The sequence below is a fragment of the Sporosarcina luteola genome (assembly GCF_023715245.1).
GTDB lineage: Bacteria > Bacillota > Bacilli > Bacillales_A > Planococcaceae > Sporosarcina > Sporosarcina luteola_C.
In genome coordinates this window covers 1-23,972 of sequence record NZ_JAMBNV010000007.1, presented here as the reverse complement: position 1 = coordinate 23,972, position 23,972 = coordinate 1, and the positions used below count along the sequence as shown (strand labels likewise).

Genomic DNA, 23,972 nt, shown 5'->3' with positions numbered 1-23,972 from the left:
TATTGACTATAGCCGAAAATAGTATAAATTTCAACTATACCCTCTTGACAACGCGATGTAATTCTTTTAATATTATTCTTTTCTTTTTTATTCCAATCAAAAAAGCACAAAACCGGAGAACATCTCTTGGTTCCGTGCTTCTTTTAAATTCCATAAACTTATGCTCCGGCTTCTTCTAGGATTCCTTTTTCCTCGACCATATGATAAGCGGTAAGGACTGCATCTTGGACTTTCATCCTTGCCGATGTATTGATGGGGTGTGCAACGTCGCGGAATTCTCCATCCGGCGTACGTTTGCTTGGCATCGCAACAAACAATCCGTCATTCCCCTCAATGACACGGATGTCGTGTACAACAAATTCACCGTCCAATGTAATCGAAGCGATTGCCCTCATTCGACCTTCCGTCTCAACCTTCCTCAGCCTTACATCCGTCACTTCCATTATTTCCCCACTCCCTTTGTTGTTTTTGTCTATAAATTGGCTCAACGATTATATTCAACAAAAGTAAGCTTTTCCCTTTTATTTTTTCGAAGTTTTTCTAAAAAACTTTTTTAGGTACATAAAAAATGACGGCCTGCTCTTATTTCGAGCGGGCCGTCACTATTATTTATTCACCGGCGAGGGCGATGACTTCGATTTCTACTGATGCGTCTTTCGGTAATCTTGCCACTTCCACTGTTGAACGTGCAGGAGTATGTGCTCCGAAATGTTGTGCATATACGTCGTTCAAAGCTGCAAATTGGTTCATGTCCTTGATGAACACTGTCGCCTTGATGACTTGATCAAGGGAAGAGCCTGCCTCTTCCAATACAGCTTTCAAGTTTGCGAAAACTTGGTTCGTCTGCTCTTCAATCGTTCCTTCGACGAGCAGTCCGTCCGGTGTCATCGGAAGTTGTCCGGATGTATAGACCAATCCATTTACTTGCACTGCTTGTGCGTAGGGTCCGATTGCTTTCGGAGCATTATCTGTTGCTACGTAATTCATGTCGTTTTTCCACCCTTCTTGAAATAGTTTCCTTCTTCAAGTTCGATTGTGCGGTCCTTCTCATTCACTGCGCGAAGCTTGACCAAGGATAGATAGTCCTCAACAAGCACTTCCTCGGTATGCTCCGCCTCTACAAGGACAGCGGCTCCTGCAAGTTCACAGTCAAATTCCTCGAGTAGATTCTTCATGCCCGCCATCGTTCCGCCCGCTTTCATGAAGTCGTCGGTGATCAAGACTCTTCTCCCGCTCTTCATGCTTCTTTTTGATAATACCATCGTCTGGATGCGGCGCGTGGAACCGGACACATAATTGATGCTGACCGTCGAACCTTCCGTCACTTTACTGTCCCTTCGGACGATGACGACAGGAACATTCAAATGGCGGGCTATCGCATGGGCGATAGAAATGCCTTTTGTAGCGACCGTCATAATTACGTCGATCTCCGTTTCCGCGAATGCAGATGCAAAGACTTTTCCGATCCGGTCCATTATTTTGGGATCCCCTAAAAAATCCGTCATGTATAAATAGCCGCCAGGCAACAGCCGATCCGATCGACCAAGGCTTTCCTTTATGATGGCCATCACTTCACGGACTTCCGTTTCGGAGACTTGCGGAATGTATTTCACGCCACCTGCCGCACCCGATACTGTCATCAATTTTCCTGTCCCATTCTCTTCGAACGTTTCTTTGATAATTGCCAAGTCTTCACTGATCGATGACTTTGCAGCATGATAACGTTCGGAGAAGAAAGTAAGCGGTATGAGTGTATGCGGATTATCCAATAGGTGACGCGTCATATCAACGAGTCTTCCGCTTCTTTTCCACTTCATGAGTAACAACCCCTAAACCCGAATGTTTTATTCGACATTATCATAATTGTACGCCTTTAATCAAGCAGAAAACGTTCACCTGTCATTCTGACAGCATGGACTTCCTTACAGAAGCCTTTTAATCCATTGTAAATTCGCGATACTCTCGCCTCTTGCCTGACAAACCCAAAAACGGTCGGTCCGCTTCCGCTCATCAATACCGCGTCTGCCCCGAACTGTTCCATTTTTTCTTTCAGGACGACGACCTGTGGATGCAACTTCATTGTCACTGGCTCCAAAACATTGCCCAAGGAAGCGCACATTTTAGTGTAGTCCCCTGAATGTAAGGCTTCGAGCATACCGGTCGTGTCGGGATGCTGAATGGAGTTGACGTCGAGATTGCGGTAGATGTCTGCTGTTGAAACGGAAATTGAAGGCTTCGCCAGAATGACCCAACAGTTGGGGGGTGCCGGCAAATGCTCTATCTGTTCCCCGCGACCTTTCGCAAGCGCTGTTCCTCCGTGCACGCAGAAAGAGACGTCCGAGCCGATCTTTGAACCAATTTCCGCTAACTCATCTGCACTTAGCTGTAATTTCCATAGCCGGTTCAGTCCGCGCAATGTTGCCGCTGCATCAGAACTGCCTCCAGCAAGACCTGCAGCAACAGGTATTTTTTTGTCGAGCGTTATTTCAACCCCGTCGCGGATGCCGTATTTCCGTCTAAGCAGGTCCGCCGCCTGATAGGCCAGATTTTTCCGGTCATTCGGCACAAACCGCTCGGAGACTTTCATGTTGATATGCCCATCATTCGAAGGGCGAAGCCAGACACGGTCAGCTAAGTCGACTGTCGTCATAATCATTTCCACTTCATGAAAACCGTCGGGGCGTTTATGTAGGACATCGAGTGTCAGGTTGATTTTTGCAGGTGCTTTCTCATATAACATCCAGCCCCCTCCATTCCAAGCTTGTCATTGTTCCCTATTTTACCATAGGGAGATTGGATTGCACCCCGAAACTTTTCATTGATTTGTGAAATGAAGAAAAGAGCTGCACGGCGTCTATAACGACAACCATGCAGCTCCTCCTTTGTCAGTCGTACGTGAGATGGGTGGAACTTAGCTGTCGTTCCTTTTTTCCGCTACTCCACGCTCAGCCATTTGAATGGCATGCTTCACCATATTACCAGCGTCACGTGATTTAATGCCTCCCCAACCTTCCCGCTGAACAACATCGTAAAAGCCAAGCTCTTTCGCAATTTCTTCCTTCAAGTGCTCAGACATTATACTCCGTCTTCTTGCCATTAGGTTTTCCTCCTTTTCGACTGACAATTCTAGTATGGGCATTGGCAATAAAAAAACACCTATGCGTCTCCGTTAAAGGATGCATAGGTGTTTTTAAATAAAAACAATACATGATTGCTATAAAAAACTATTTGACGATGAACTCAGTGGCGTCTCCGTCATCCAGAACTGTTATTTCGACTGCTTCAGTCAAAATATCCGCGTAGCTGTAAGACACCCTTTCAAAAGCATTCTCATCCTGGTCCAGTTCAACAACAAAAACTGCCCGATACGTCTCACGAAGGACTCCGGCACGTTCGATCGTTTTCTTACGGCCGCCGTTTGCTCTTAAGTGCAAACGTTTCCCCAAATGAGCATCCAATGACTTCTTAATGTCCGCTAATGTTTTTGGCACGTCGCTTACACCTCACTGGATACTAGTATAACACTTTTAAAAAGTTCTGTCAATTAAAAGAAGAATTTTATCAGTAAAACGTTGTCGTTGTCAATTCTTTTTTTGCTTTTTTCAATTGTTTAGACAGCGAAACACCCTGTTGTCACTGTTTTTTGAAATCCGCATACAAGGCATTCGACAACTCTCCGAACTCCTTAATGGATAGCGTCTCGCCTCTTCTGCCCGGATCCATACCAATCCGCTCAAATGCCTCAAGAATCTGCTCCTTCTTCGCCTTCCCATCAGGCAAGGAGGATTGCAAGTTGTTCAGCAGTGTTTTTCTCCGCTGTACGAATGAACCTCTTGCCACCTTGAACAGGAAGTCCTCGTCTTTCACTTCCACTGGAGGCCCCGCTTTTTTTGTCAGATTCAAAACCGCTGATTCGACATTCGGCTGCGGGATGAATACCGTTTTCGGCACAATCATCGCAACTTCGGCATCCATGTAATATTGGACCGCGATCGATAAGGATCCGTATGCTTTCGTACTTGGGGATGCCGTAATGCGGTCCGCCACTTCTTTTTGCATCATGATCACCATGCCGCGTATCGGAACTTTTCCTAGTAAAAACTTCATGATGATTGGCGTCGTCACGTAATAAGGGAGATTTGCTACGACGACAATATCGTCAAATCCGCTGAATTGCTCCTCGATGATCTTTTTCAAATCCGCTTCCAGGACATCCTGGTTGATGATGGTGACATTATCATACGGCGATAACGTATCTTCCAGCACAGGAAGCAGACGGCCGTCAATTTCAAATGCAACGACCTTTCTCGCAGTTCTCGCAAGGTGCTCCGTCAAAGCCCCGATGCCCGGACCAATCTCGATGACACCCGTCTTATCGGTCAAGCCGGCATGCGATACGATATTACGTAAAATATTCGGGTCTATCAAAAAATTTTGACCTAAGCTCTTTTTGAATGAAAACCCGTGCTTCTCCAATATTTCCTTTGTTCTTATAGGTGTTGCTATATCCCTATTCATGGCCATCCTCCTCGTGCAGGACTTTTAATGCCTCCATTAATTGATGTTGCCCAATCCGGAACATTTCAAGTCTCTTTTTCAAACCTTTACCGTTCACTTGTCCAATTTGCAGTATTTCGCTTAGCTGATCGCGCCGTTTTTTTGCGTCGGGATGTCCAACAAGCCTTGCCTCCAACAGGACCCGGAGAGGGATCTCCTCAACGGGTTGTACATCGACGGAGTAGACGGCCCCAAGAGCTTTTTGGATGTCCTCATCCTTCGCATGCTCAATGCCAAGTCCTTGCCCATTCTTGGCAATTGTTTTCGCTTTCTGCAAAAAGGCATGTTTGACGCCTGGAATCCGTTCTTCGATGATGGAACGGATTCTTTTGCCCGGGAAGTCGGGATCGGTAAATACGATGACTCCTCGCGTTTCCTGGGCGTGCTTGATTTTATTCAATGTCTTTTCATCGATTGCCGATCCATTCGTTTCGATTGTGTCGGCGCCTGTTGCCCTCTTGATGGCAATCGTGTCGGATTTGCCTTCGACGACGATGATCTCCTTAATGTTCACTATGACCCTCATTTCGTTACGTTACGTTTGTTTAATTTTACGCGTCAAAGCAGTCGTTGTACAGTCAATCGAACAACGATGGGTTTGATCTGCCGCCACTACGTAAAGATGAAAAAACCGCGGGACTGGTTAAGTCCCACGGATCGATGTGGAAAAACATGACTACTATTGGAATTAGTCGATCACTTTGACTTTCACGGTACGACGGCCGAAATTGTACGCTGCCGTCTTTGTAGGGACATGAAGGTCAATCCTTTTCCCTTTGATCGCACCGCCAGTATCTCCTGCGATGGCATATCCGTATCCTTCAACCCAGACTTTCGAGCCGAGCGGAATGACACTAGGATCCACCGCAATAACTTTCAGATTCGGATTGGCCTTCAGGTTGATGCCTGTTGCCGTGGTCCCGGTGCAACCGTTACAGTGCGCAGTATAGGCAGTGGCAGTAACATAAAACTCTTTCCCGCCGGAAGGTGCTGCCGAACTGCCGCGAGACACAGCGACATTGGATTTTTTATTGTAGGCGCTTGCCACTACTACTTTGGAACCGACCGCAACAATTTTCTTTTGCGGTTCCTCAATGACTCTTTCACTCAATAACGTACGAGATACTTCCTTGCCATTCTCTTTGACAATTTCAAACTTGCGTTCAACGGATCCCTTCTTGCCTTCTTGGACGACTTTTTCGCGTCCTTTCAACAATTTAGCATCACTTTTCGTTACAACCGCAAAGTTTGTTGGCTCTTCCACTACATCGGTGACCTTTTCTACGCGTACGACTTCAACTATAGAACCTGGCTTCACGAAACCGTCCGCCTCGTGGTTCAGCTTGTCGTTTTCATTCAATTGAATGTTTTCTCTCTTTAAAAAGTCAGCGACCGTAGTCGAAGTTGACCACATTTGTTTCTCTTTTCCGCCATCGATAAGCGTCAATTGGAACGCTTTTTGAACATTGATGTGTAGATTTTCCCCAAGGTTTTCATTCAGATCTGGGGTAACCTTGTCATGATCGGTAAGGTTAATGTCGGCCGCGGCTAAAATATCACCGACGTTCCGATCCGTCGTCCAAATCTTTTTTGTTTCCTTGCCTGTTTGAATCTCTACTTGCTTTGCCTGTTCCCACCTGATCGATAATCCTTCCTCGATCGTGGTATTCACTGAGGGTGTTACTAAATCGTGTTCGGCAACTTCGATATCCCTACTTGCTAGAAGTTGCCCAACTGTATGTTCAGATGTTTTTATTTCAATTTGCTCATCGTTCACTTGTAGTGTGACCGATTTCTTGGATATTTCGTGAAGAACAAGTGAAATGATTGAAACGAATAGCGCAAACACAAAAGTAACAATCGCTATTTGTTTACTCCTCAATGACATCGAGAACAGATTTTTCATGGTGCTTTTTGTCATGAAAAAACTCCTCCTTTATCACTCGGCAAATTATAAAGCTTCCTTTTCGACGTGTCAACCCAATAGGTTATCAACTATCCCCCATGGAATGGATAAAGCCGGTCGGGAAGCTATACAATCACCCTTCGCATTAATTTGGAATACGGAAGATCTTCAACGCATTTTCGGTCGTTCGTTTTGCCACCTCTTCAATCGGAATGTCCTGTAGACGGGCAATTTCCTCCGCCACGAGCGTGACGAGCGCCGGCTCATTCCGTTTTCCACGGTGAGGGTGGGGAGCAAGGTAAGGAGCATCCGTTTCAATTAATAAATGATCCAATGAAATATCGGTTGCAACTTGCTTCGGCATTTTTGCATTTTTAAAGGTGACTGGGCCGCCAAGTGAAATAAGGAAATTCATCTCAATGCATTCTTTCGCAGTCTCAACACTGCCGCCATAGCAATGCATGATGCCGCCCGTAATTCGAGCTTCTTCTTCCTTCAGGATCCTGACGACATCTCCGGTCGCGTCGCGATTGTGGATGATGACGGGAAGATCGACTTTTTGCGCGAGTCGGATCTGCTTCCGGAATAATTCCTGCTGAATATTCTTTGGCGATTTGTCCCAGTAATAGTCCAGACCGGTTTCCCCGATGCCAACGACTTTCGGATGCCCCGCCAGAGATTCAATCCACTCCAGATCCTTGTCAGTACAATCAACAGCGTCTACAGGGTGCCAGCCGATGACAGCGTAAATGAACGGGTATTGCTCAGCTAGCTCCATTGCCTTCTCGATCGTCACCCTGTCGAAGCCGACGACGACCATTTTACTGACACCCGCGTCAAGTGCGCGTTGAATTACTTCTTTTACGTCTTCATTATATTGGTCTGCATTTAAATGAACATGAGTATCGATATACATTGATGTGTCTCTCCTCACAGATTTCATTGTATTTCAATGGATTATGACTTTCGTTACAATATGTTAACAAATTGGTTAAAAGATAAAGACGGCGCCTCTTTAGGAAACGCCGTCTGTTTTTATTCATTTCACTTGTGCACCGTTTTCCAATGTCGGATCGACTGTTGCCAGTTTTAGAATCCCATTGGAACTACCGGCCAATATCATCCCTTGTGACAATTCTCCGCGTAATTTCACCGGTTTTAAATTAGCGACGACGATGACTTTCTCGCCAATCAAAGCTTCCGGTTCATAATGCTCGGCGATGCCTGAGACGACTTGACGCTGTTCGTAGCCCAAGTCGAGTTGAAGCTTCAGCAGCTTGTCTGCTTTCGGGATTTTTTCACATGCAGTCACGGTCGCGACACGTAAATCAACTTTCATGAAGTCGTCAATCGTAATTTCTTCTGCCTCTTCCTCGATTTTTACAGGCTCTTCAACCTGCTTTTCCTGAGGAGCAGTAATTGCCATCTGGTCACGGATATAGACGATTTCCACTTCCGGATCTAGACGTGGGAAAATCGGAACCCCTTTTTCGACAACTTTGGTTCCTTCAGGAATTGCTTTGAAATCTCCTAGTGTTTCCCACGCTAGCAATGTTTCATCCAATCCAAGCTGTTCAATGATTTGAATCGGCGCCTTCGTCATGAACGGTTGCAGGAGCACTGCGATTTGTCGGAGCGATTCAGCAAGATGGGTCATGACAGATGCCAATTTCCCTTTATCCGCTTCGTCTTTTGCAAGAACCCATGGAGACGTTTCATCGACGTATTTATTCGTACGTGAAATAATTGTCCAAAGCTCAGAAAGGACGACACTGAACTGCATTTTCTCCATCGCTGCTTCGTATTTTCCAATCGCAGTTGTTGTGAAGTCACGTAAAACATTATCGAATTCGGTCGCTTCAAGGCTTTCAGTCGGAATGACGCCGTCGAAATATTTATTGATCATGGAAACTGTCCGATTCAATAAGTTTCCAAGGTCATTGGCTAAATCATAATTCGTGCGCTCCACGAATGATTCAGGGGAGAATGTTCCGTCTTGTCCGAACGGCAATTCCCGAAGAAGGAAATAGCGCGTCGCATCCAAGCCATAACGATTCACAAGCATTTCAGGATAGACGACATTCCCTTTTGATTTGGACATTTTGCCGTCCTTCATCATGATGAAACCATGGGCGAACACTTTTTTCGGCAATGGCAAATCAAGAGCCATGAGGAAAATCGGCCAATAGATCGTATGGAAGCGGACGATATCCTTTCCGACAACATGCACGTCAGCCGGCCAATATTTCTTGAATAGCGAATCATCATCTGAGTCGTATCCGAGTGCGGTAATATAGTTCGTCAACGCATCGACCCACACGTAAATGACATGTTTCGGATCTCCAGGCACTTTGATGCCCCAGTCGAATGACATGCGCGATACGGATAAGTCTTCAAGTCCCGGCTTGATGAAGTTGTTGATCATCTCGTTTTTCCGAGATTCTGGCTCGATAAAGGTAGGATTGTCTTCATAGTATTGCAGAAGCCTGTCTGCATACTTCTTCATATTAAAGAAGTATGATTCCTCCGACACCTTCTCCACTGGGCGATGACAATCTGGACAGTTGCCGTCTTCAAGTTGCGCCTCTGTGAAGTAAGATTCACAAGGGACACATTTCCACCCTTCGTACTCACCTTTGTAAATGTCACCGTTATCAAGGAATTTTTTAAAGATCTTTTCGACGGCCGCTTTATGCCGCTCCTCCGTCGTTCTGATGAGGTCATCATATGAAATGTCCATCAGTTTCCAAAGATCGATAGCGATATCCGCGATTTGGTCTACATATTGCTGCGGCGGAAGGCCTTCCTCTTCCGCTTTCTCTTGGATTTTCTGTCCGTGCTCGTCCATTCCCGTTAGGAAATGTACATCAAATCCACGCAATCTTTTATAACGGGCCATCGCATCCGAAGCAACGGTCGTGTAAGCTGTTCCAATATGAAATTTCCCACTCGGGTAATAAATGGGAGTCGTAATATAAAATGTTTTTCGTTGTTCTTCCACCAAAATACCTCCTGTGTTTCAATCTATACTATCCATATTACTTAAATTTCAACAAAAGTGCTATGTAGATACGCAGTAAATCGTCAAATCGCGCATAAACCTCTTGAAATGATCATAAATCGTCAATAATGCACATAATTATGCCTAGCGCCGCATAAACACCCGCAAACGCTCATAAGCCGCTTCAAATGCGCATAAATGCAATGATTTCACGTATTAATCAATTACGCCTCGTTTGCTTGCTGAATTAAGTTAAATTTCCTTATTAATGCTCAATCCATCCACCATTCCCATTTCCCTAAATACAGCCCTGACTAATTACTAAATGCCTCGTCATTACTAAAAATATAAACATCCAAAGTCCTGTTTCCTTCAAATAATCTATTATTCTATACATAGTATTGAGCTAGTTTTATTGACGTTAATTGGAAGACTTGGTATGATACTTGATAGACAAGAGGAATATGTCGAATCTTGCCGAAAATTTAAATCTTTGTAGGAGGAAATCCTTTAATGAAATCTACTGGAATCGTTAGAAAAGTCGACGAGCTTGGACGAGTCGTCATTCCAATCGAACTTCGCCGCACACTTGGCATTGAGCAGAAAGATGCTTTAGAAATCTATGTTGATGACGACAAAATAATCTTAAAGAAATACATGCCGAATATGACTTGTTCAATCACAGGAGAGGTGTCCGACAATAATTTGCAGCTTATTGACGGAAAGCTGATTTTAAGTCCTGATGGTGCTAAACAACTCATTAAAGAGATCGAAGAGAAGATAAAATAATATTATTAAAATGATAATGATTTGAATCCAGAACAAGTACTCGTTCTGGATTTTTATTATACATTCCCGCTCACATGGTACTCCTGATAGACATCCCTTTTTGACATTCCTCTTTCCAATGCCACCAATTTAATTGCTTCCTTCGATGAAACGCCTTCTTTATCCATCACCATTTCCACATGCGAGTGAATACTTATATCCTTCCACCAATTCTCCACTGCTTCCTCAACGTCTTCATTCCCAGCAATAACGATACAAAATTCCCCTCGGATTTCATTAGACCCCGCCCAGTGAACGGCTTCCTCAAGGGTTCCACGGAGAATCTCTTCATACCGCTTCGTCAACTCCCTCGCCAACACAACTTGCCGTGAACCGCCGAATGCTTCGGCAAGTGCTTTGACCGTTTCCTTCAAGCGATGGGGAGCTTCATACAGAAGCAGAGTCTCTTCCTTTTGCTTCAGTTTTTGTAATTGCTCATTGCGCTCCTTTTTCTGCCGGGACAGGAATCCAATAAAAGAGAATGGCTGTGTCTGTAGCCCGGAAGCAACCAATGCACTGATGGCTGCGTTGGCTCCAGGGACCGGAACGACATCAAACCCTTCTTCAATCGCTTTTGCAGCAATGTCATTCCCCGGATCGGATATGCATGGCATCCCTGCATCACTCACTAAGGCGACCGTCTTCCCTTCCGCCAATAAAGAAAGGATTTTCTCTCCACCTTTTTCAAGATTATGCTCATGGTAGCTCATAAGCGGCGTTTTTATCTCGAAGTGGTTGCATAGCCTGATTGTGTTCCTCGTATCTTCCGCCGCTATCATATCCGCTTCCTGCAGGATCCGGATCGCCCGGAATGTCATATCCTCCAAATTGCCGATCGGCGTCCCGACGAGAAACAGCTTTGCTACACCTGCTTCAGCGCTCTTCTGTGATTTCATCGATATGCTGCCCCTTCCTCATATATCGTTCCTTAGCGGAGCGTGTCAATTGCTTGAATTGATACTCTGCCCGCATCGCATCACGCTTCGTTTCATAACTTTCCCGGTAAATGAGACGGACTGGAAGCTTAGCACGCGTGTATTTTGCGCCCTTTCCTTCATTATGAGTACGGATACGCTTTTCCAAATCATTTGTATAGCCTGCATAGTAAGAGCCATCATTGCATTCAAGGACATAGAACAGATGCTCATTCATCTTGTCCATATAATAAAAGCCTCACTTCTTCGGTATACTCCCCGTCTTCACCATATACATAAAGAGGCGGCAATATCTTCAAATCAGGCTTCCCATCTTTTATTCCTTCAATTAACAACGTATTCGCCTCTTTACCTTCTTTCGGATACACGAACCGGATTCTTTTCGGTTCAAGCCTGTTCGCCCGCATCGCTGTCACAATATCCAGCAGCCTGCCCGGCCGGTGAACGAATGCTGCTTTCCCGCCCTGCTTCAACAGCTCACTGGCGGACTGTACGGCTTGTTCTAGGGTCAGACGGATTTCATGCCTTGCAATGGCAACATGTTCTTTCAAGTTTTTCTCACTCGCTTCAATAGCAGGGAAATAAGGTGGATTGCAAGTGACCGTGTCATATTTTTCATAGCCGATTTTCCCTGCAATGCCAATCACATCGTCATTCACAATAGTGATCTGTTCATTCAACTTATTATAGCCAACACTTCTCCGTGCCATATCCGAGAGCTTGTCCTGCAATTCAACTGCAATAATATCAGCATTCGTCCGGGCACTAAGAAAGAGCGGAATGGCTCCGTTGCCTGCGCATAAATCGACAATCTTCCCCGAACGGATCGGTACATATGCAAACTTCGCAAGCAGGACAGCATCGAGCGAAAAAGAAAAGACAGAAGGACTTTGAATGATCCTCAGGTTTTCCGCCAATAGATAGTCCAGTCGTTCATCATCTTTCAATAAATTCTCCATTCGGTTCTCCTCCAATAAATAAAAAAAAGCCGATACCTACATGGTTATAGGATCGGCTCAGCTCAAGCATTCTGTTTGCTCAGGAAGGATAGGCAGAACAAACAATCTTCCCCTTTACGACTGCTTCCGTAATGGACATTGCAGACGTGATATCCTTCATTGTATATCCTGGCCAGGTTGTCCACCCCTTCGCCGATATCGACTCTATGGGGCTTCTCAGGCGGTCGTTTTTTATCCATCAATTGAGTTTGTTCAGTCAATTCTTCAAGCCGTGTCCGGAGATGATGGTTTTCCAGTTGAAGTGAGTGGTTCTCTTCCGTCATCTTCGCCACAAATCCAATAAGTTCCCGGAATTGCTCATGCATGGCTTCGAGCTGCTGCTCAAACTCCATCACTCTGTCGAGAAAGTTCCCTTCTTTCAACTATTTCACCCCATCATTTCGTCAATTGAGCTACTGAGTTTTTCCGACTCTCTATTTCTTCCCATGAATATTCCAAGACTTGCTCCTGATCCGACAAATTCACTTGCAAAATTCGCTCAAGCAAATTCAAGCCGACCACTTTCCCCGGCCCTTCAGGCGTCTGCACCCTTTCCCCGATATCAGGCATGAGAGCTTTTGCCTCTTCATATTCATCGTTTTCGTATTTCAGGCAACACATGAGACGTCCGCATAATCCGGAGATTTTGGATGGGTTGAGTGACAAGTTCTGATCCTTCGCCATCTTGATGGAGACAGGTTCAAAGTCGCCCAGGAAGGTCGAACAGCAGAGCATTCTGCCACACGGTCCGATTCCACCAAGCATTTTCGCCTCATCACGGACGCCGATTTGGCGCAATTCGATGCGCGTCCGGAAAATGGCAGCAAGATCTTTTACGAGATTCCGGAAATCGACCCGCCCTTCCGCTGTGAAATAAAAGACGATCTTATTACGGTCAAATGTATATTCCACATCTACAAGCTTCATTTCAAGCTCATGCTCACGTATCTTCTCAACACATTTACCGAAGGCCTGCTCAGCATCCGCACGGTTTTCATCCACTTGGATCTGGTCTTCTACAAGCGCCTTGCGAATAATTTTCTTAAGTGGCAAGACGACATCATTTTCATCGACTTCCCTCACAGAACTAGCGACTTTTCCGTACTCGATACCCCGTGCTGTTTCGACGATGACATAATCACCGACAGTAAGCGGATAATCGAGAGGATCGAAATAATATATTTTACCCGCTTTTTTAAAACGGACTCCTACGACTTTATACAAGCGTTAACCCCTCCTGCAAATTGAGCACCAGCTGCTCCATTAAAAGTGTACGGTTCATATTGCCATACAGCTTTTTCTTCGCTTGCAGAATTGCTTCCATATTGGCCGATAGACGGCTATATGTCATCTTCATCGAAAGGCTCCTGAAAATCTGCTGCTGATCGGGAAATGCTAATTCCGATTGCAGTCCGGCTTTCATCGAGACGATATCACGGTATGCATAGAGAAGCAAGTCAAGACCACGTTCTACGTCTTCCTTCTCTTTCATTGCCGGCAACCATTCTGATTGGATGAATAGAAGCGCTTCATTTACATTGCGATCTGATGCCTCAATCAATTTTACCACTGTTTTTCGTATGTGTGCAAATTGATCATTTTCCGCAAGCTGTTTCGCTTGCCCGATATCCGCTGTCATCATCGTAACCGTCGCTGCCATCGAGGCGGTAATCCCTGCTTCAGTCAATTTTGCAATCATCTCTTCACGCCGCGGCGGAAGAAAACTAACGCGCTGGCACCTCGATTGAATTGTCGGAAGGATTGACTGATAGGAATCGGTCAGAAGTATCGCCGTCACTTCCCCTTCAGGTTCTTCCAGGAACTTCAAAAGCGTATTGGCTGCCGAAGTGTTCATCCGGTCCGCGCGGGAAATGATATATAGTTTACGTCCCGGCTCATACCCTTTTCGCGTCATTTTCATAATCAACGACGACATCTGTTCTTTTTTAATGTCTTGTCCATCCGGTTCAATCTTCGTCACATTGGGGTGATTTCCCGAAGCAACCCGTCTGCAGTTGCGACATGTTTCACATGGAACAGCATCTTCAGGCCTCTCGCAAAGCAAAAGCTTCGCGAAATGGATGGCTGCCACTTCTTTTCCAGTGCCCGCCTCTCCATCAAATAGATAGGCGTGGCCAATCCGGTTATTCCGAAACGTCGCTTCCAGTCTGTCGATGACGGCCTTTTGCCTTTGCTTGATGCTAATTTCCATGCACGTACCTCCTTGCACCAAAAAACGTGTAAAAACACGGGTCATCTATATATATTAATGAGAAGTCCTTTGATTTCCCCGATTTTCCCTAGTAATTCGACAGATGTCTGCTCATCATTTAATAAGGCTTCCGCCAATTCAATGAGCTTCTCATCAATTGTCTCGACAATGTTCAATCGACGTCCTTCGCCGAATTGATTCCACGTATGTGATTGTTTCAAGCCCATCCCGGATTCAACCGACTCCTTCAGGAAGCGTCGGACGAGCATCTTGAATTTCGCCATATCCCGTAAGTTCCGTGAACGGGCAAGACGATCCCCTGCAGAAGATATATCTCCAAGAAGTTTTGTAATTTGTTCTCCGTGCAGGCGTTCTTCCTGTTGCAGAACCATTTGGCCGAACCGGGCATTCCCTTGCGTCGGACGCAGCGGATCATTTCTGAACTTATCGGGCCCGGTCCGGAACTCACCATTCACTTTCATTTCTACTTCACCTCATTTCATCAGAAATGATGAAATTGTTCAATCGGTAAGACGAATACTGTGGCACCGCCAACTTCCACTTCTACTGGGTAGGGAATATAGGAGTCAGCGTTGCCACCCATTGGAGATACGGGAGCGACCATTTGATCGCGCGAACGGCAATTTTCACGAATTAATTCCAAAGCTTTTGGAACGAGGCTGTCGTCCGTTCCGATGAGGAAGGTTGTGTTTCCTGACCGCAGAAACCCTCCAGTACTGGCTAGTTTCGTAGCGCGAAAATCATTTTTCGTTAAAGCCGCCGATAAGCGGTTGCTATCTTGGTCCTGTACAACTGCCACAATCAATTTCACGGTACCCTCTCCTTTTAGCTTTTTCTTCCTTCTAGACTCCGGATGGCAGATGCTCGGGTCATAAGACAAAGCTGTTGCGTGGCAAAGACCGCCACTTCACATCTTTGTCTTATGCCTGTCGCATCTAACCGCCATCCTCCGCTTTAGTTTATTATATCATGAATCCTGTTTATTAATGAGTTGAGAACTTATAATTTTCCAAACATTTTCAGTTACTTCAGATAATGGTTTGCTGGCGTCTGTGCTGATGATGCGATTTGGGAACTGTTTGAGCAATAGTTGGTAGCCTTCGTAAACCTTTTCGTGGAACTGTAAGGTTTCGTTGTCCAGTCGATTTTGTTCCCGTTCTCCGCTATCTGCAATTCGCTGGAGTCCCTCTTCTGGTGTGATGTCGAAGAAGATTGTCAGATCTGGCATTGTGTCTCCAATGGCGAATGAGTTGATTGTCATGACGCCCTCCATGCCAAGCCCTCTTGCATAGCCTTGATAGGCAAGCGAGCTGTCGATGAAACGGTCGCAAAGGACGATCTCTCCTTCTAACATTGCCGGGATGACTTTTTCGACGAGGTGTTGCCTGCGCGCTGCGGCATAAAGCAGTGCCTCGGTCATGCCATCCATTTCCTGATGTTCATTGTCATGTATGATTTCCCGGATTTTTTCCGAGATGCGGATGCCCCCCGGTTCGCGGGTAAGGATGGCTTTTTTCCCTTCCCGTTCCAGTCTCTTATATATTTCTGCAATGACAGTTGTTTTACCTGCACCTTCGGGACCTTCAAAGGTAATAAATATCCCTTTATTTAACATAGTATGCCTCCGTCAATCGATGATCACTTGTATTTGTCTATCATTCGCCCGAATGGCGCCTTGAAATTTCGCATTCATTTGCAAGTATTGTAAAAGCGTCGTGATATGCCGCTTTGTTACCATTTCTCCTCCAAGGAGCAACGGAATGCCGGGCGGGTAAGGAATGATGGAAGCTGCCGCGACATAACCGACAGCTTCTTCTATTGACTTCCATACGGTTTCTCTCCCATGAAGTTCTTGTGGGAGATAGGTCAGAGTGGATACCCCTTCATCCGCCGGTATCGATTCGTCCATTAACTCCAGCTCTTCCTTCATCGGCAAGCTTGCGACGGCAGCTGCAATTCTTTGAACGCTTTCACTGAATGGATACTCATTACTCTTTTTCAGCAACGGCAGAACGAATAGCACCTGAAACGGATCAGCAAGTTCGGCGAAAACTCCTTCCATTTCAAGCCTTGCAAGTAGTTCGAACCCTGTATAGCCTTGGACTCGCAGCAATAACTTCAAAGGGTCGTCCGATTCTACGATCCGCAATGCCGGAATGGTGAGTAGGTTGCCGATGAAGGCTCGACGCTTTTCCAGGAAATCGACTTGATCTTCCTTCGTATAGGACTCGGCGTATGCCCGTGCATCATCTAGCGACGCCATGAGTAAATAGGATGGGCTGCTCGATTGGAGCATGCCCAAATAATGCGCTATCCTTTCAGGAGAGATGATTATCGACCTGATATGTAAAAATGACGCCATCGTCATGGCGGGTAATGTTTTATGGGCTGAGTGCACAACGACGTCCGCGCCTAGCTCCAATGCGGATTGCGGAAATGCATCTCCTGCGACAAAATGGGCTCCATGCGCTTCATCGACCAAAACAGGGATGCTCTTCTCATGACTGTAATGAATAATGTCCGCAAGCTCGGTGCCTGCCACTCCATAGTAAGTCGGATACGTCAGGACGACCGCCTTGGCATCGGGATACGCTTCTATCGCCTCTTTCACTACTGCAAAGCGGACTGCACCCGGCGTATTCGAATGGGCATCCCAAGCAGGCGATACAAAGACCGGCTTGGCGCCTGTCAATTCAATCGCATGAAAGATCGATTTATGTGCATTCCGCTGCACAATGACCGTATCACCAGGTCTGCACGCTGCGTACATCATTGCTAAATTGCCGACCGTCGATCCATTGACGAGAAAGAAGCTCCGGTCGGATTGATACAAAGCCGAAAGTCGGTGCTCCGCTTCACGGATCACCCCGGACGGCTCATGCAAGTCATCCAACCCTTCCAATTCCGTCATATCGTATGGCAGTACGGACTGCATTTCTTCCGGCAAGCCGGACAGCAGTCCGTTTTTATGACCCGGCACATGAAAGGAGATCGGCCGCTTTTCCTTGAACTTGCTAAGTGCTTGAACAAGCGGTTTAGTTTGTTCACTCATTACGCTTCACACTTCCTTTGTATCTATTATAAAGGAAGTCGGGACAGTAAGGGTGAAAACTCCTTCTTGGAAATGAAAAAACCGGGTTGCCCCGGCACTCATACATATTTCATTCTCGATAATCCAACGGACAGGAAAATGACGGCGAAACCGAGCAATACAATGAGCGGCATGAAGATGTCCCCGACAGTGCCACTGTCGGCAATCAGCGTCGTCAAACCTTCCATTGCCCATGTCTGCGGGACAAAGTTGGCGATTTTCTGCATAACGTCAGGCACCATGCTGATTGGCCAATAGACCCCACCAAGCATGCATGTTGAGATGATCACCAAAGTGCCAATGGCGTTTTGCTGCTCAACCGTCTTCACAAGGCTTGCAATGGCAATTCCGAGGCCTACGACACAAAGAAGCAAGACCGTTACGAGAAGAAGCAATGCTACTGGTGACCCCCAGTTGACGTCAAACAACGTGGAAGACAGCAAGATAAGAAGGAAAAACTGAATCCATCCCACTACGAAGAAGGATAGGAAATAGCCAAGCAGCACTTGGAAACGGGTTACGGGTGTCGTAAACAATCTCGACCAGATTCCAGCCTGCCTCGCTTCAATCAGCGTGCCTGACATTGAAAGCATCATGATCATAACGAACATGATGGAGAATCCCGCAGAGCTATAGGAGATGCCCATCATCGGATGCCCAGTGGATGCATTTGTTTTTTGTTCGGTCCATGCTTGGATACGCCCTTCATTTTCCGTGATCCGCCCGTAGACGGATTCCCAACTTTCATTGAAATAGAAGCCTCCAACCTGCGACGCCGCAACGTAAATATCTACGGCTTGCATTGCCTGATTCACTTGTTGTTTGACGAGTGGCGCTGTCGACATGCCGAGTGAAGGTTGAAAGGTGGCGGCTGGCTTTTCGTTGCGAAGCTTAGTAGCAATTCCTTTTTCCAGCGTTACAATGCCTTGCACCTCATTACGCGCCAACAACTCCTCCGCTTCAAGAGCATTAACAAGCTCATAGGAAATCATTTCATCCATCATTAACTTCTGAATGACGTCCTTAGAAAACGCTGTCTGTTCCTCATCGACCAATGCGATGCGAATTGTTATATCGGCATTCTTCCCAAAAATACTGCCGAACAGAAACGTGAATAGCAGCGGCATCCCAAGCATTAAGACAATCGACGATTTCTTCTTGAACGTCCGTTTGATTTCAAACAGACAAATCGATAAGATTTTCTTCATTCCATATACCTCCTAAGCAATCCGGCGCCCGAGCCGAATTGAACTGATGAAAATGGATACAATCCCTACGCCGATCAACACCCCTGCCGGCAGCCATAACGCGGACCAAGAAGTTCCTGTCATGATTGATGTGTAGCTCGTCAATGCCCATGAATTCGGCGTCGCCATGGCAATTTTCCGCATGACTTCGGGGAATAAAGAGAGGGGCAGCATCGAACCGCCAAGCAATGCCATTACTTGGACACCCATGGTTCCAACGATATCCGCCATTTTCTCGTTTGTCGTAAAGGCAGCTACAACCATCGCCAATCCCGCTACTGAAAAGATGTAGAAGAAGGTGATGAAGAGGACTTGCAGGATGGATGGGCCCCAGTCAACCTTCAGCAAGAAATGTGTAGCCCCCATGAAAATCAGAAATTGGATCCATGCAAATAGAAATGCACCGATGAACTTTCCTGTTAGAATTGAACGAACAGACGTCGGCGTCATCATCAATCGCGACAGTGTTTCACTCCGCTTTTCCTGATGAAATGACTTTCCACCTGCCATAGCGTTGAATAGAAGGAACATCGCCGCCATGGCTGCAGCATAGTACTGCATGGAATTCACCGATTCTTCTAGTGAAGGCTCACTAACATACGTCCGTTGTTCATTCATAACCTTCTCAATCGAAGTCGTAAGCTGTTGTTGGATGGCTTCCATGTCAACCTTGCTGCCATCACTAGACAACGCCGCAGCCTCCGCCATGACTGTTGTTGTGGAGTTTGCGATTGCCTGCGACATTTGAGCAAACGTCTCTATCATCTGCCGGATGAGGGTCGCCGCTGTTTCCTGCCCGGTGGTTGGCAAGATGATAGCCCTTTCTGTATCAGAATCCCATTCAGCCGGTAAAAGTAGGCCGACGTGGACTTCCCTTTCCTCCATCCAATCCAGCAGTTGTTTCTCCGATTCCGCCCGTTCGACTGTAATGGCAAGCCCGTCTTCTCCCAGCGCCCGGATAATACTTTCCGCCATTTCATTCGATTCGGGTGAATAGACGCCTAAAACGGTTTCAGGCATGCTTCCTCCACCCATCACCCCTTTCAAGGCGGATCCTAAAATGACAGTCAATATAATCGGCATGAGGATCATCATGAGGATCGCTTTACGGTCTAACAAGTGAATCTTCGCATCTTTAACAGCTATTAAAAGGCTCTTCATTGCAGTCCCTCCTATTCACGCAAAGAGCGTCCTGTCAGTTGCAAAAATAATGTCTCCAAATTCGCTTCCTTGAGCTGCATATTGTGTATCACGACGCCCGACTGGCTAGCAAGCAAGATCACGTCTGCTACGATTTCCATTTTCGATTGCAAATGCACATCGAGCTCCTCGGCTGTCTGGACAATGACCTTTTCCACCCCATTCAGCTTCTTTACCTGCTCGATAAATGAAGGGTGCAAGGAACCGAATGTAAGCTTTAACACAATTCCACCCGCCAAACGATTGTTTAAATCCTTCTTCGTGCCGCTTACGATGAGCTTCCCTTCATCAAGGATCGCAATCCGCTTGCAAAGAAACTCGACCTCTTCCATATAATGACTCGTGTAAATGACCGTCAGTCCTTGTTCATTCAATGATTTCACCGTCTCCAAAATATGATTCCTCGATTGAGGATCGATACCGACTGTCGGTTCATCCATAATGAGCAGTTGCGGTTCATGCATAAGCGCGGCCCCGATATTGATCCGCCGTTTCATCCCGCCCGAAAAGGTTTCGATCCTGTCCTTACCGCGTTCCGTCAGACCAACGATGTTAAGGACTTCCTTCGCACGGGCCTTCGCTTTTTTGCCGGATAGACCGTACATCTTTCCCCAAAACATCAGATTGTCCATCGCGGACATCGTCGGATAGAGGGCAATGTCTTGCGGTACGACTCCTATCATCTGTTTGGTTTCCTTCAGATGCTTGCCGACAAGTTTTCCATTAACCCGGATTTCCCCTGCGCCGTTTGGAATCAGTCCGCATATCATTGAAATGAGCGTTGACTTCCCCGCGCCATTCGGACCGAGCAATCCGAACGACTCCCCTTTTTCGACTTGAAAAGAAATCCCTTTGATGACCTCATATGCACCGAAACTCTTTTTCACATCCGTAAGTGTTAGCATTCTCCGCAGCCTCCTTCTTTACTTCAATTTTATTGTGGAAGCCTCTCCCTTACATCGAGCGCGCGATAGATTTTAAAGGCATGAAAAAAACGACACCAATGTGCCGTTTCTCATATACGTATGCAGAAAGTAATGTCAGAATGTCGTTATGCCATAGCGGACTGCATAAATTGCCGCCTGTGTCCGATCACGAAGTCCCAGCTTCTGAATGACGTTCGAAACATGGTTCTTTACCGTTCCTTCGGTAATGAATAACGCATCCGCAATTTCTTTATTGTTTAATCCTTCTCCAAGGTGAGTCAGGACCTCCGCTTCCCGATCGGATAACTCCTCTAGCCCTTTCGGCAGTACACCCTGGCTAGTTTGACTCTTCATTCTAAGCTCCGTCAGCACCTGCGAAGTAAATTCCTTCGGCAGCACGACACCGCCATGATAGACGGTAAGGATCGCCTGAACAATCGTATCCGTCGGCATATCCTTCAATAAGTAACCGTTCGCCCCTTCTTCAAGCGCATCGAATATGTATTCACTGTCGTTGAACGTCGTCAGAATCAATACTTTCACATCCGGAAGGCTGTCTTTTAGTAACCTTGTTCCTTCAACGCCATTCACGCCGGGCATCCTGATATCCATTAAAATGATATCAGGTAGAAGCTCCACCGCTTTATGTAACGCATCCTTACCATCCACCGCCGTCCCAACTACTTCAATCTCGGGACGCAAGCCCAGCAACGTGCTAAGCCCTTCCCGCACCAATGGCTGGTCGTCGACAATCATAATTTTTATCATCCCATCACCCCCGACGATATCTGTTTAAGCGGAAAGGCGATCATAATTCTAAATCCTTCCCCTTCAAAGCTTTCGATTGCAAATGAACCCTCATGCTCCGCAACACGTTCTTTCATATTGATCAAACCGAAATTCGGTATAAAATTCTCTTCCCCTTTCCCATCATCCTTTATTTCTATATGGATCGCTTCTTCACCCATTTGGATCGTTACGATGCATGTATCCGCATTACCATGCTTTTTCGCATTTGTCAGGCCTTCTTGCACAATCCTTTTGATTGTCGGCTGCAACGATTTCGGAATCCTAGCCACGTCGACTGTTAACATAAGCCGGGTTTCCATATATGTCATCGATGAAAATTCATACATAAGCTCCTGTAGATCGTCACGAAAGGAAACTTTTTCATTATCCTCTTTCAATGTCCGGACAGACAACCGTATTTCATGAAGTGCATCCCGGGTTAGCTGCTCACAAACGACGAGAACCTCTTTCGCCTTTCCCGCATCCCTCTCGACCATTTCGCCTGCCACTTGCAACTGTACAACCAATGCCGTCATTTTATGGCCTACGGTATCATGAATTTCGCGCGCTATCTCATTCCGTTCCCGAATTGCCGTCAACTGCTCGACTTGCTCGGCATATTCCCGTAGCTGCCTGTGCGCCGCCTGCAAAGCATCGTGGGATTCATTCAACTGCCCATATTGAACAGAAATCGTCTCCTTCGCATGATGAAAATTTCGGATAAGGCTACCGACGAAAGCACCATAGAAGACGAACATCCCGTTCACAATATTACTCGATAGCGAAAATACACCTGTTTGTGCATATAACCGCATACTGATTAGTATCCATACGGTAACAAACGTCCCTGAAAAAAGTCCGAGCAGTTTTTTACGGTCATACAGTAAGAAAACGGTTGTTGAAAGGACACCGAAAAAGATTAAATACAAATAACCACTCTCAGGGAATAAAAAGCCGAACCCCGTGATGACAATAAAGTCGATTGACGAACAAAGTATCCTCGTCTTCTCCCGGACGTCGGCCATTTGAATAAAATGGCTGATAATGAATAGGGGAATGGCAGAGATTATGAAGACAGTTCGAAAATCCACTATGCCGTTCGTCATTTGAAGGAAATATCCGCTTAAAATGACTAACATGGCTACGCGCACTAAAGAGAATAAAAACAGAGAGACACTTTTCACTACCACACCCCCACTCTATTTGTTTATGCTAATTCACGGGTCCGTATATCGTAATGAATTAACCAGTCATGGTGTCCATGACAACGAAGACAATGGTTTTTCCATGTTTCTAGTAATGCACCCACTCGATGTCTATTCTCTTAATCATGTACTATTCATATTTTTTAAGCAATAGCGCCAAGAAAATTATCACTAATGAGGTATCTTTTTCACTCATCCGTCTGAATATTAGTATAATCAGATTGAGCTAAGATTATTTTTTAGTAAGGGGGCGATTTTTTTGAAGCTGAAAATTTTTACTTGTATTTTTTTGAGTATGGTTATTCTAGTTAGTGGGTGTTCTGCAAATGAAACAGTTGAAGGCAGGTTCGATTTACCTGAAGATATACCAGAATTCGTGGTTAACAGTAATTTCGAGAATATTGATTGGGAGAATAAAGCTGTTGCATTCAATGGCAATATTATTGGCAATGAAAACAAATCAGGTGTTATTGGTGCCAATATGCCGAGCATCACTACAAAACAAAAGTGGATGTGGCACCTTTGGGGGATTGAGAATCCAACGGCAACCAATCTCACAGTTGTTGGCCTACACAGAGAAACAGGCACTGTCCATCAAGTCTTAACGTCAGGTTGGACTACTGGCCTTGCAGGAGAGAATAATGGAGCAGATGCACACACACCTTCCCATGTGCAAATTCCCATGGCAGGGGAGTGGGCAATATTGCTTTATGCTAATGGAGATTTATTTGATGTGTTGATCTATGAAATTAATGAATGATGAGTAATCATTGGGCGTGGAACAGTACTCATTGGGCGCGATATGGCTGGCTTTGAGCGCAAGATGGTTGGCTTTGAGCGAGGAACGACATTTGTTGAGCGCGGATTCAACTTCATGAGCGCGGGACAATAATACAATTCTAATCAAATCCTGAAAATCAAGGATTAATAAACACAAAAAAACCATCCCCAATTGGAGATGGCCTTTGCCCGGCGACGTCTTACTCTCACAGGGGGAAGCCCCCTACTACCATCAGCGCTGAAGAGCTTAACTTCCGTGTTCGGTATGGGAACGGG

28 protein-coding genes and 1 rRNA gene are annotated in these 23,972 nt (G+C 45.9%); 2 read left to right on the top strand and 27 right to left on the bottom strand.

The window, feature by feature from the left end:
- Positions 1–158: 158 nt before the first annotated feature.
- From spoVG to metG, 11 genes are all read right to left on the bottom strand, one after another.
- Positions 159–443: a septation regulator SpoVG gene (spoVG, locus tag M3152_RS17340; protein ID WP_251697068.1), complete on the bottom strand. Its 285-nt coding sequence runs from the start codon at positions 441–443 to the stop codon at positions 159–161.
- Positions 444–609: 166 nt separating this feature from the next.
- Positions 610–987: a RidA family protein gene (locus tag M3152_RS17335; protein WP_251697067.1), complete on the bottom strand. Its 378-nt coding sequence runs from the start codon at positions 985–987 to the stop codon at positions 610–612.
- Positions 984–1,817, bottom strand: coding sequence for a pur operon repressor (purR, locus tag M3152_RS17330; protein WP_251697065.1), 834 nt, complete (start codon positions 1,815–1,817; stop codon positions 984–986). The genes M3152_RS17335 and purR overlap by 4 nt, the downstream gene beginning before the upstream one ends.
- Positions 1,818–1,873: 56 nt before the next feature.
- Complete coding sequence (gene ispE / locus M3152_RS17325; RefSeq protein WP_251697063.1) at positions 1,874–2,740, bottom strand: 4-(cytidine 5'-diphospho)-2-C-methyl-D-erythritol kinase; 867 nt, start codon at positions 2,738–2,740, stop codon at positions 1,874–1,876.
- Between the two features lie 171 nt (positions 2,741–2,911).
- Complete coding sequence (locus M3152_RS17320) at positions 2,912–3,097, bottom strand: small, acid-soluble spore protein, alpha/beta type (protein ID WP_251697061.1); 186 nt, start codon at positions 3,095–3,097, stop codon at positions 2,912–2,914.
- A 127-nt stretch (positions 3,098–3,224) separates the two neighbouring features.
- Positions 3,225–3,491: a biofilm formation stimulator Veg gene (veg, locus tag M3152_RS17315; protein WP_251629891.1), complete on the bottom strand. Its 267-nt coding sequence runs from the start codon at positions 3,489–3,491 to the stop codon at positions 3,225–3,227.
- 142 nt (positions 3,492–3,633) lie between these two features.
- Positions 3,634–4,518 carry a 16S rRNA (adenine(1518)-N(6)/adenine(1519)-N(6))-dimethyltransferase RsmA gene (gene rsmA / locus M3152_RS17310; protein WP_251697059.1) on the bottom strand — a complete coding sequence of 295 codons (885 nt, stop codon included), beginning with the start codon at positions 4,516–4,518 and terminating at the stop codon, positions 3,634–3,636.
- Entirely contained in the window at positions 4,511–5,071 is a 561-nt protein-coding gene (gene rnmV, locus M3152_RS17305) for a ribonuclease M5 (RefSeq protein WP_251697057.1), read from the bottom strand. The genes rsmA and rnmV overlap by 8 nt, the downstream gene beginning before the upstream one ends.
- Before the next feature lie 174 nt (positions 5,072–5,245).
- A complete protein-coding gene (locus M3152_RS17300) occupies positions 5,246–6,478 on the bottom strand; it encodes a G5 and 3D domain-containing protein (protein WP_251697055.1) in 1,233 nt (410 codons plus the stop codon).
- A gap of 130 nt (positions 6,479–6,608) precedes the next feature.
- Complete coding sequence (locus M3152_RS17295) at positions 6,609–7,379, bottom strand: TatD family hydrolase (RefSeq protein ID WP_251697053.1); 771 nt, start codon at positions 7,377–7,379, stop codon at positions 6,609–6,611.
- A 123-nt stretch (positions 7,380–7,502) separates the two neighbouring features.
- Complete coding sequence (metG, locus tag M3152_RS17290) at positions 7,503–9,464, bottom strand: methionine--tRNA ligase (protein ID WP_251697052.1); 1,962 nt, start codon at positions 9,462–9,464, stop codon at positions 7,503–7,505.
- A gap of 513 nt (positions 9,465–9,977) precedes the next feature.
- On the opposite strand from metG, the gene M3152_RS17285 reads away from it, so the two are divergent.
- Entirely contained in the window at positions 9,978–10,253 is a 276-nt protein-coding gene (locus tag M3152_RS17285; protein ID WP_251629903.1) for an AbrB/MazE/SpoVT family DNA-binding domain-containing protein, read from the top strand.
- Positions 10,254–10,309: 56 nt separating this feature from the next.
- On the opposite strand, the gene rsmI is transcribed toward M3152_RS17285, so the two are convergent.
- From rsmI to M3152_RS18130, 15 genes are all read right to left on the bottom strand, one after another.
- A complete protein-coding gene (gene rsmI, locus M3152_RS17280) occupies positions 10,310–11,188 on the bottom strand; it encodes a 16S rRNA (cytidine(1402)-2'-O)-methyltransferase (protein WP_251697050.1) in 879 nt (292 codons plus the stop codon).
- Positions 11,166–11,444, bottom strand: coding sequence for a GIY-YIG nuclease family protein (locus M3152_RS17275; RefSeq protein WP_410055883.1), 279 nt, complete (start codon positions 11,442–11,444; stop codon positions 11,166–11,168). The genes rsmI and M3152_RS17275 overlap by 23 nt, the downstream gene beginning before the upstream one ends.
- A complete protein-coding gene (locus tag M3152_RS17270; RefSeq protein ID WP_251697047.1) occupies positions 11,437–12,186 on the bottom strand; it encodes a tRNA1(Val) (adenine(37)-N6)-methyltransferase in 750 nt (249 codons plus the stop codon). Before M3152_RS17270 ends, M3152_RS17275 begins: the two co-directional genes overlap by 8 nt.
- 62 nt (positions 12,187–12,248) lie before the next feature.
- Complete coding sequence (yabA, locus tag M3152_RS17265; RefSeq protein ID WP_262175356.1) at positions 12,249–12,608, bottom strand: DNA replication initiation control protein YabA; 360 nt, start codon at positions 12,606–12,608, stop codon at positions 12,249–12,251.
- 13 nt (positions 12,609–12,621) lie between these two features.
- Positions 12,622–13,449 (bottom strand): PSP1 domain-containing protein, encoded by an 828-nt coding sequence (locus M3152_RS17260; protein ID WP_251629919.1) that lies wholly within the window; start codon positions 13,447–13,449, stop codon positions 12,622–12,624.
- Complete coding sequence (gene holB, locus M3152_RS17255) at positions 13,442–14,437, bottom strand: DNA polymerase III subunit delta' (protein ID WP_251697045.1); 996 nt, start codon at positions 14,435–14,437, stop codon at positions 13,442–13,444. The genes M3152_RS17260 and holB overlap by 8 nt, the downstream gene beginning before the upstream one ends.
- Before the next feature lie 41 nt (positions 14,438–14,478).
- Positions 14,479–14,919, bottom strand: a complete 441-nt coding sequence (locus M3152_RS17250) for a YaaR family protein (RefSeq protein ID WP_251697043.1) — start codon at positions 14,917–14,919, stop codon at positions 14,479–14,481.
- A gap of 20 nt (positions 14,920–14,939) precedes the next feature.
- Positions 14,940–15,269 carry a cyclic-di-AMP receptor gene (locus tag M3152_RS17245; protein WP_060206001.1) on the bottom strand — a complete coding sequence of 110 codons (330 nt, stop codon included), beginning with the start codon at positions 15,267–15,269 and terminating at the stop codon, positions 14,940–14,942.
- A 156-nt stretch (positions 15,270–15,425) separates the two neighbouring features.
- The gene (tmk, locus tag M3152_RS17240) at positions 15,426–16,073 is read right to left on the bottom strand and encodes a dTMP kinase (RefSeq protein ID WP_251697041.1); all 648 of its coding nucleotides are present in this window, start codon (positions 16,071–16,073) and stop codon (positions 15,426–15,428) included.
- A 12-nt stretch (positions 16,074–16,085) separates the two neighbouring features.
- A complete protein-coding gene (locus tag M3152_RS17235; protein ID WP_251697039.1) occupies positions 16,086–17,510 on the bottom strand; it encodes an aminotransferase class I/II-fold pyridoxal phosphate-dependent enzyme in 1,425 nt (474 codons plus the stop codon).
- 98 nt (positions 17,511–17,608) lie between these two features.
- On the bottom strand, positions 17,609–18,757 hold the full coding sequence (locus tag M3152_RS17230) for an ABC transporter permease (RefSeq protein ID WP_251697038.1): 1,149 nt from the start codon (positions 18,755–18,757) through the stop codon (positions 17,609–17,611).
- A 12-nt stretch (positions 18,758–18,769) separates the two neighbouring features.
- Positions 18,770–19,957, bottom strand: coding sequence for an ABC transporter permease (locus tag M3152_RS17225; RefSeq protein WP_251697036.1), 1,188 nt, complete (start codon positions 19,955–19,957; stop codon positions 18,770–18,772).
- An 11-nt stretch (positions 19,958–19,968) separates the two neighbouring features.
- Complete coding sequence (locus M3152_RS17220) at positions 19,969–20,901, bottom strand: ABC transporter ATP-binding protein (protein WP_251697034.1); 933 nt, start codon at positions 20,899–20,901, stop codon at positions 19,969–19,971.
- 135 nt (positions 20,902–21,036) lie between these two features.
- The gene (locus M3152_RS17215; protein WP_251697032.1) at positions 21,037–21,690 is read right to left on the bottom strand and encodes a response regulator; all 654 of its coding nucleotides are present in this window, start codon (positions 21,688–21,690) and stop codon (positions 21,037–21,039) included.
- Positions 21,687–22,895 (bottom strand): sensor histidine kinase, encoded by a 1,209-nt coding sequence (locus M3152_RS18130; RefSeq protein WP_251697030.1) that lies wholly within the window; start codon positions 22,893–22,895, stop codon positions 21,687–21,689. Before M3152_RS18130 ends, M3152_RS17215 begins: the two co-directional genes overlap by 4 nt.
- A 280-nt stretch (positions 22,896–23,175) precedes the next feature.
- Between M3152_RS18130 and M3152_RS17205 the strand changes: the two genes are divergently transcribed.
- A complete protein-coding gene (locus M3152_RS17205; protein WP_251697028.1) occupies positions 23,176–23,676 on the top strand; it encodes a DUF4871 domain-containing protein in 501 nt (166 codons plus the stop codon).
- 207 nt (positions 23,677–23,883) lie between these two features.
- On the opposite strand, the gene rrf is transcribed toward M3152_RS17205, so the two are convergent.
- Positions 23,884–23,972: ribosomal RNA gene (gene rrf, locus M3152_RS17200) — 5S ribosomal RNA — on the bottom strand; the annotation flags it as partial.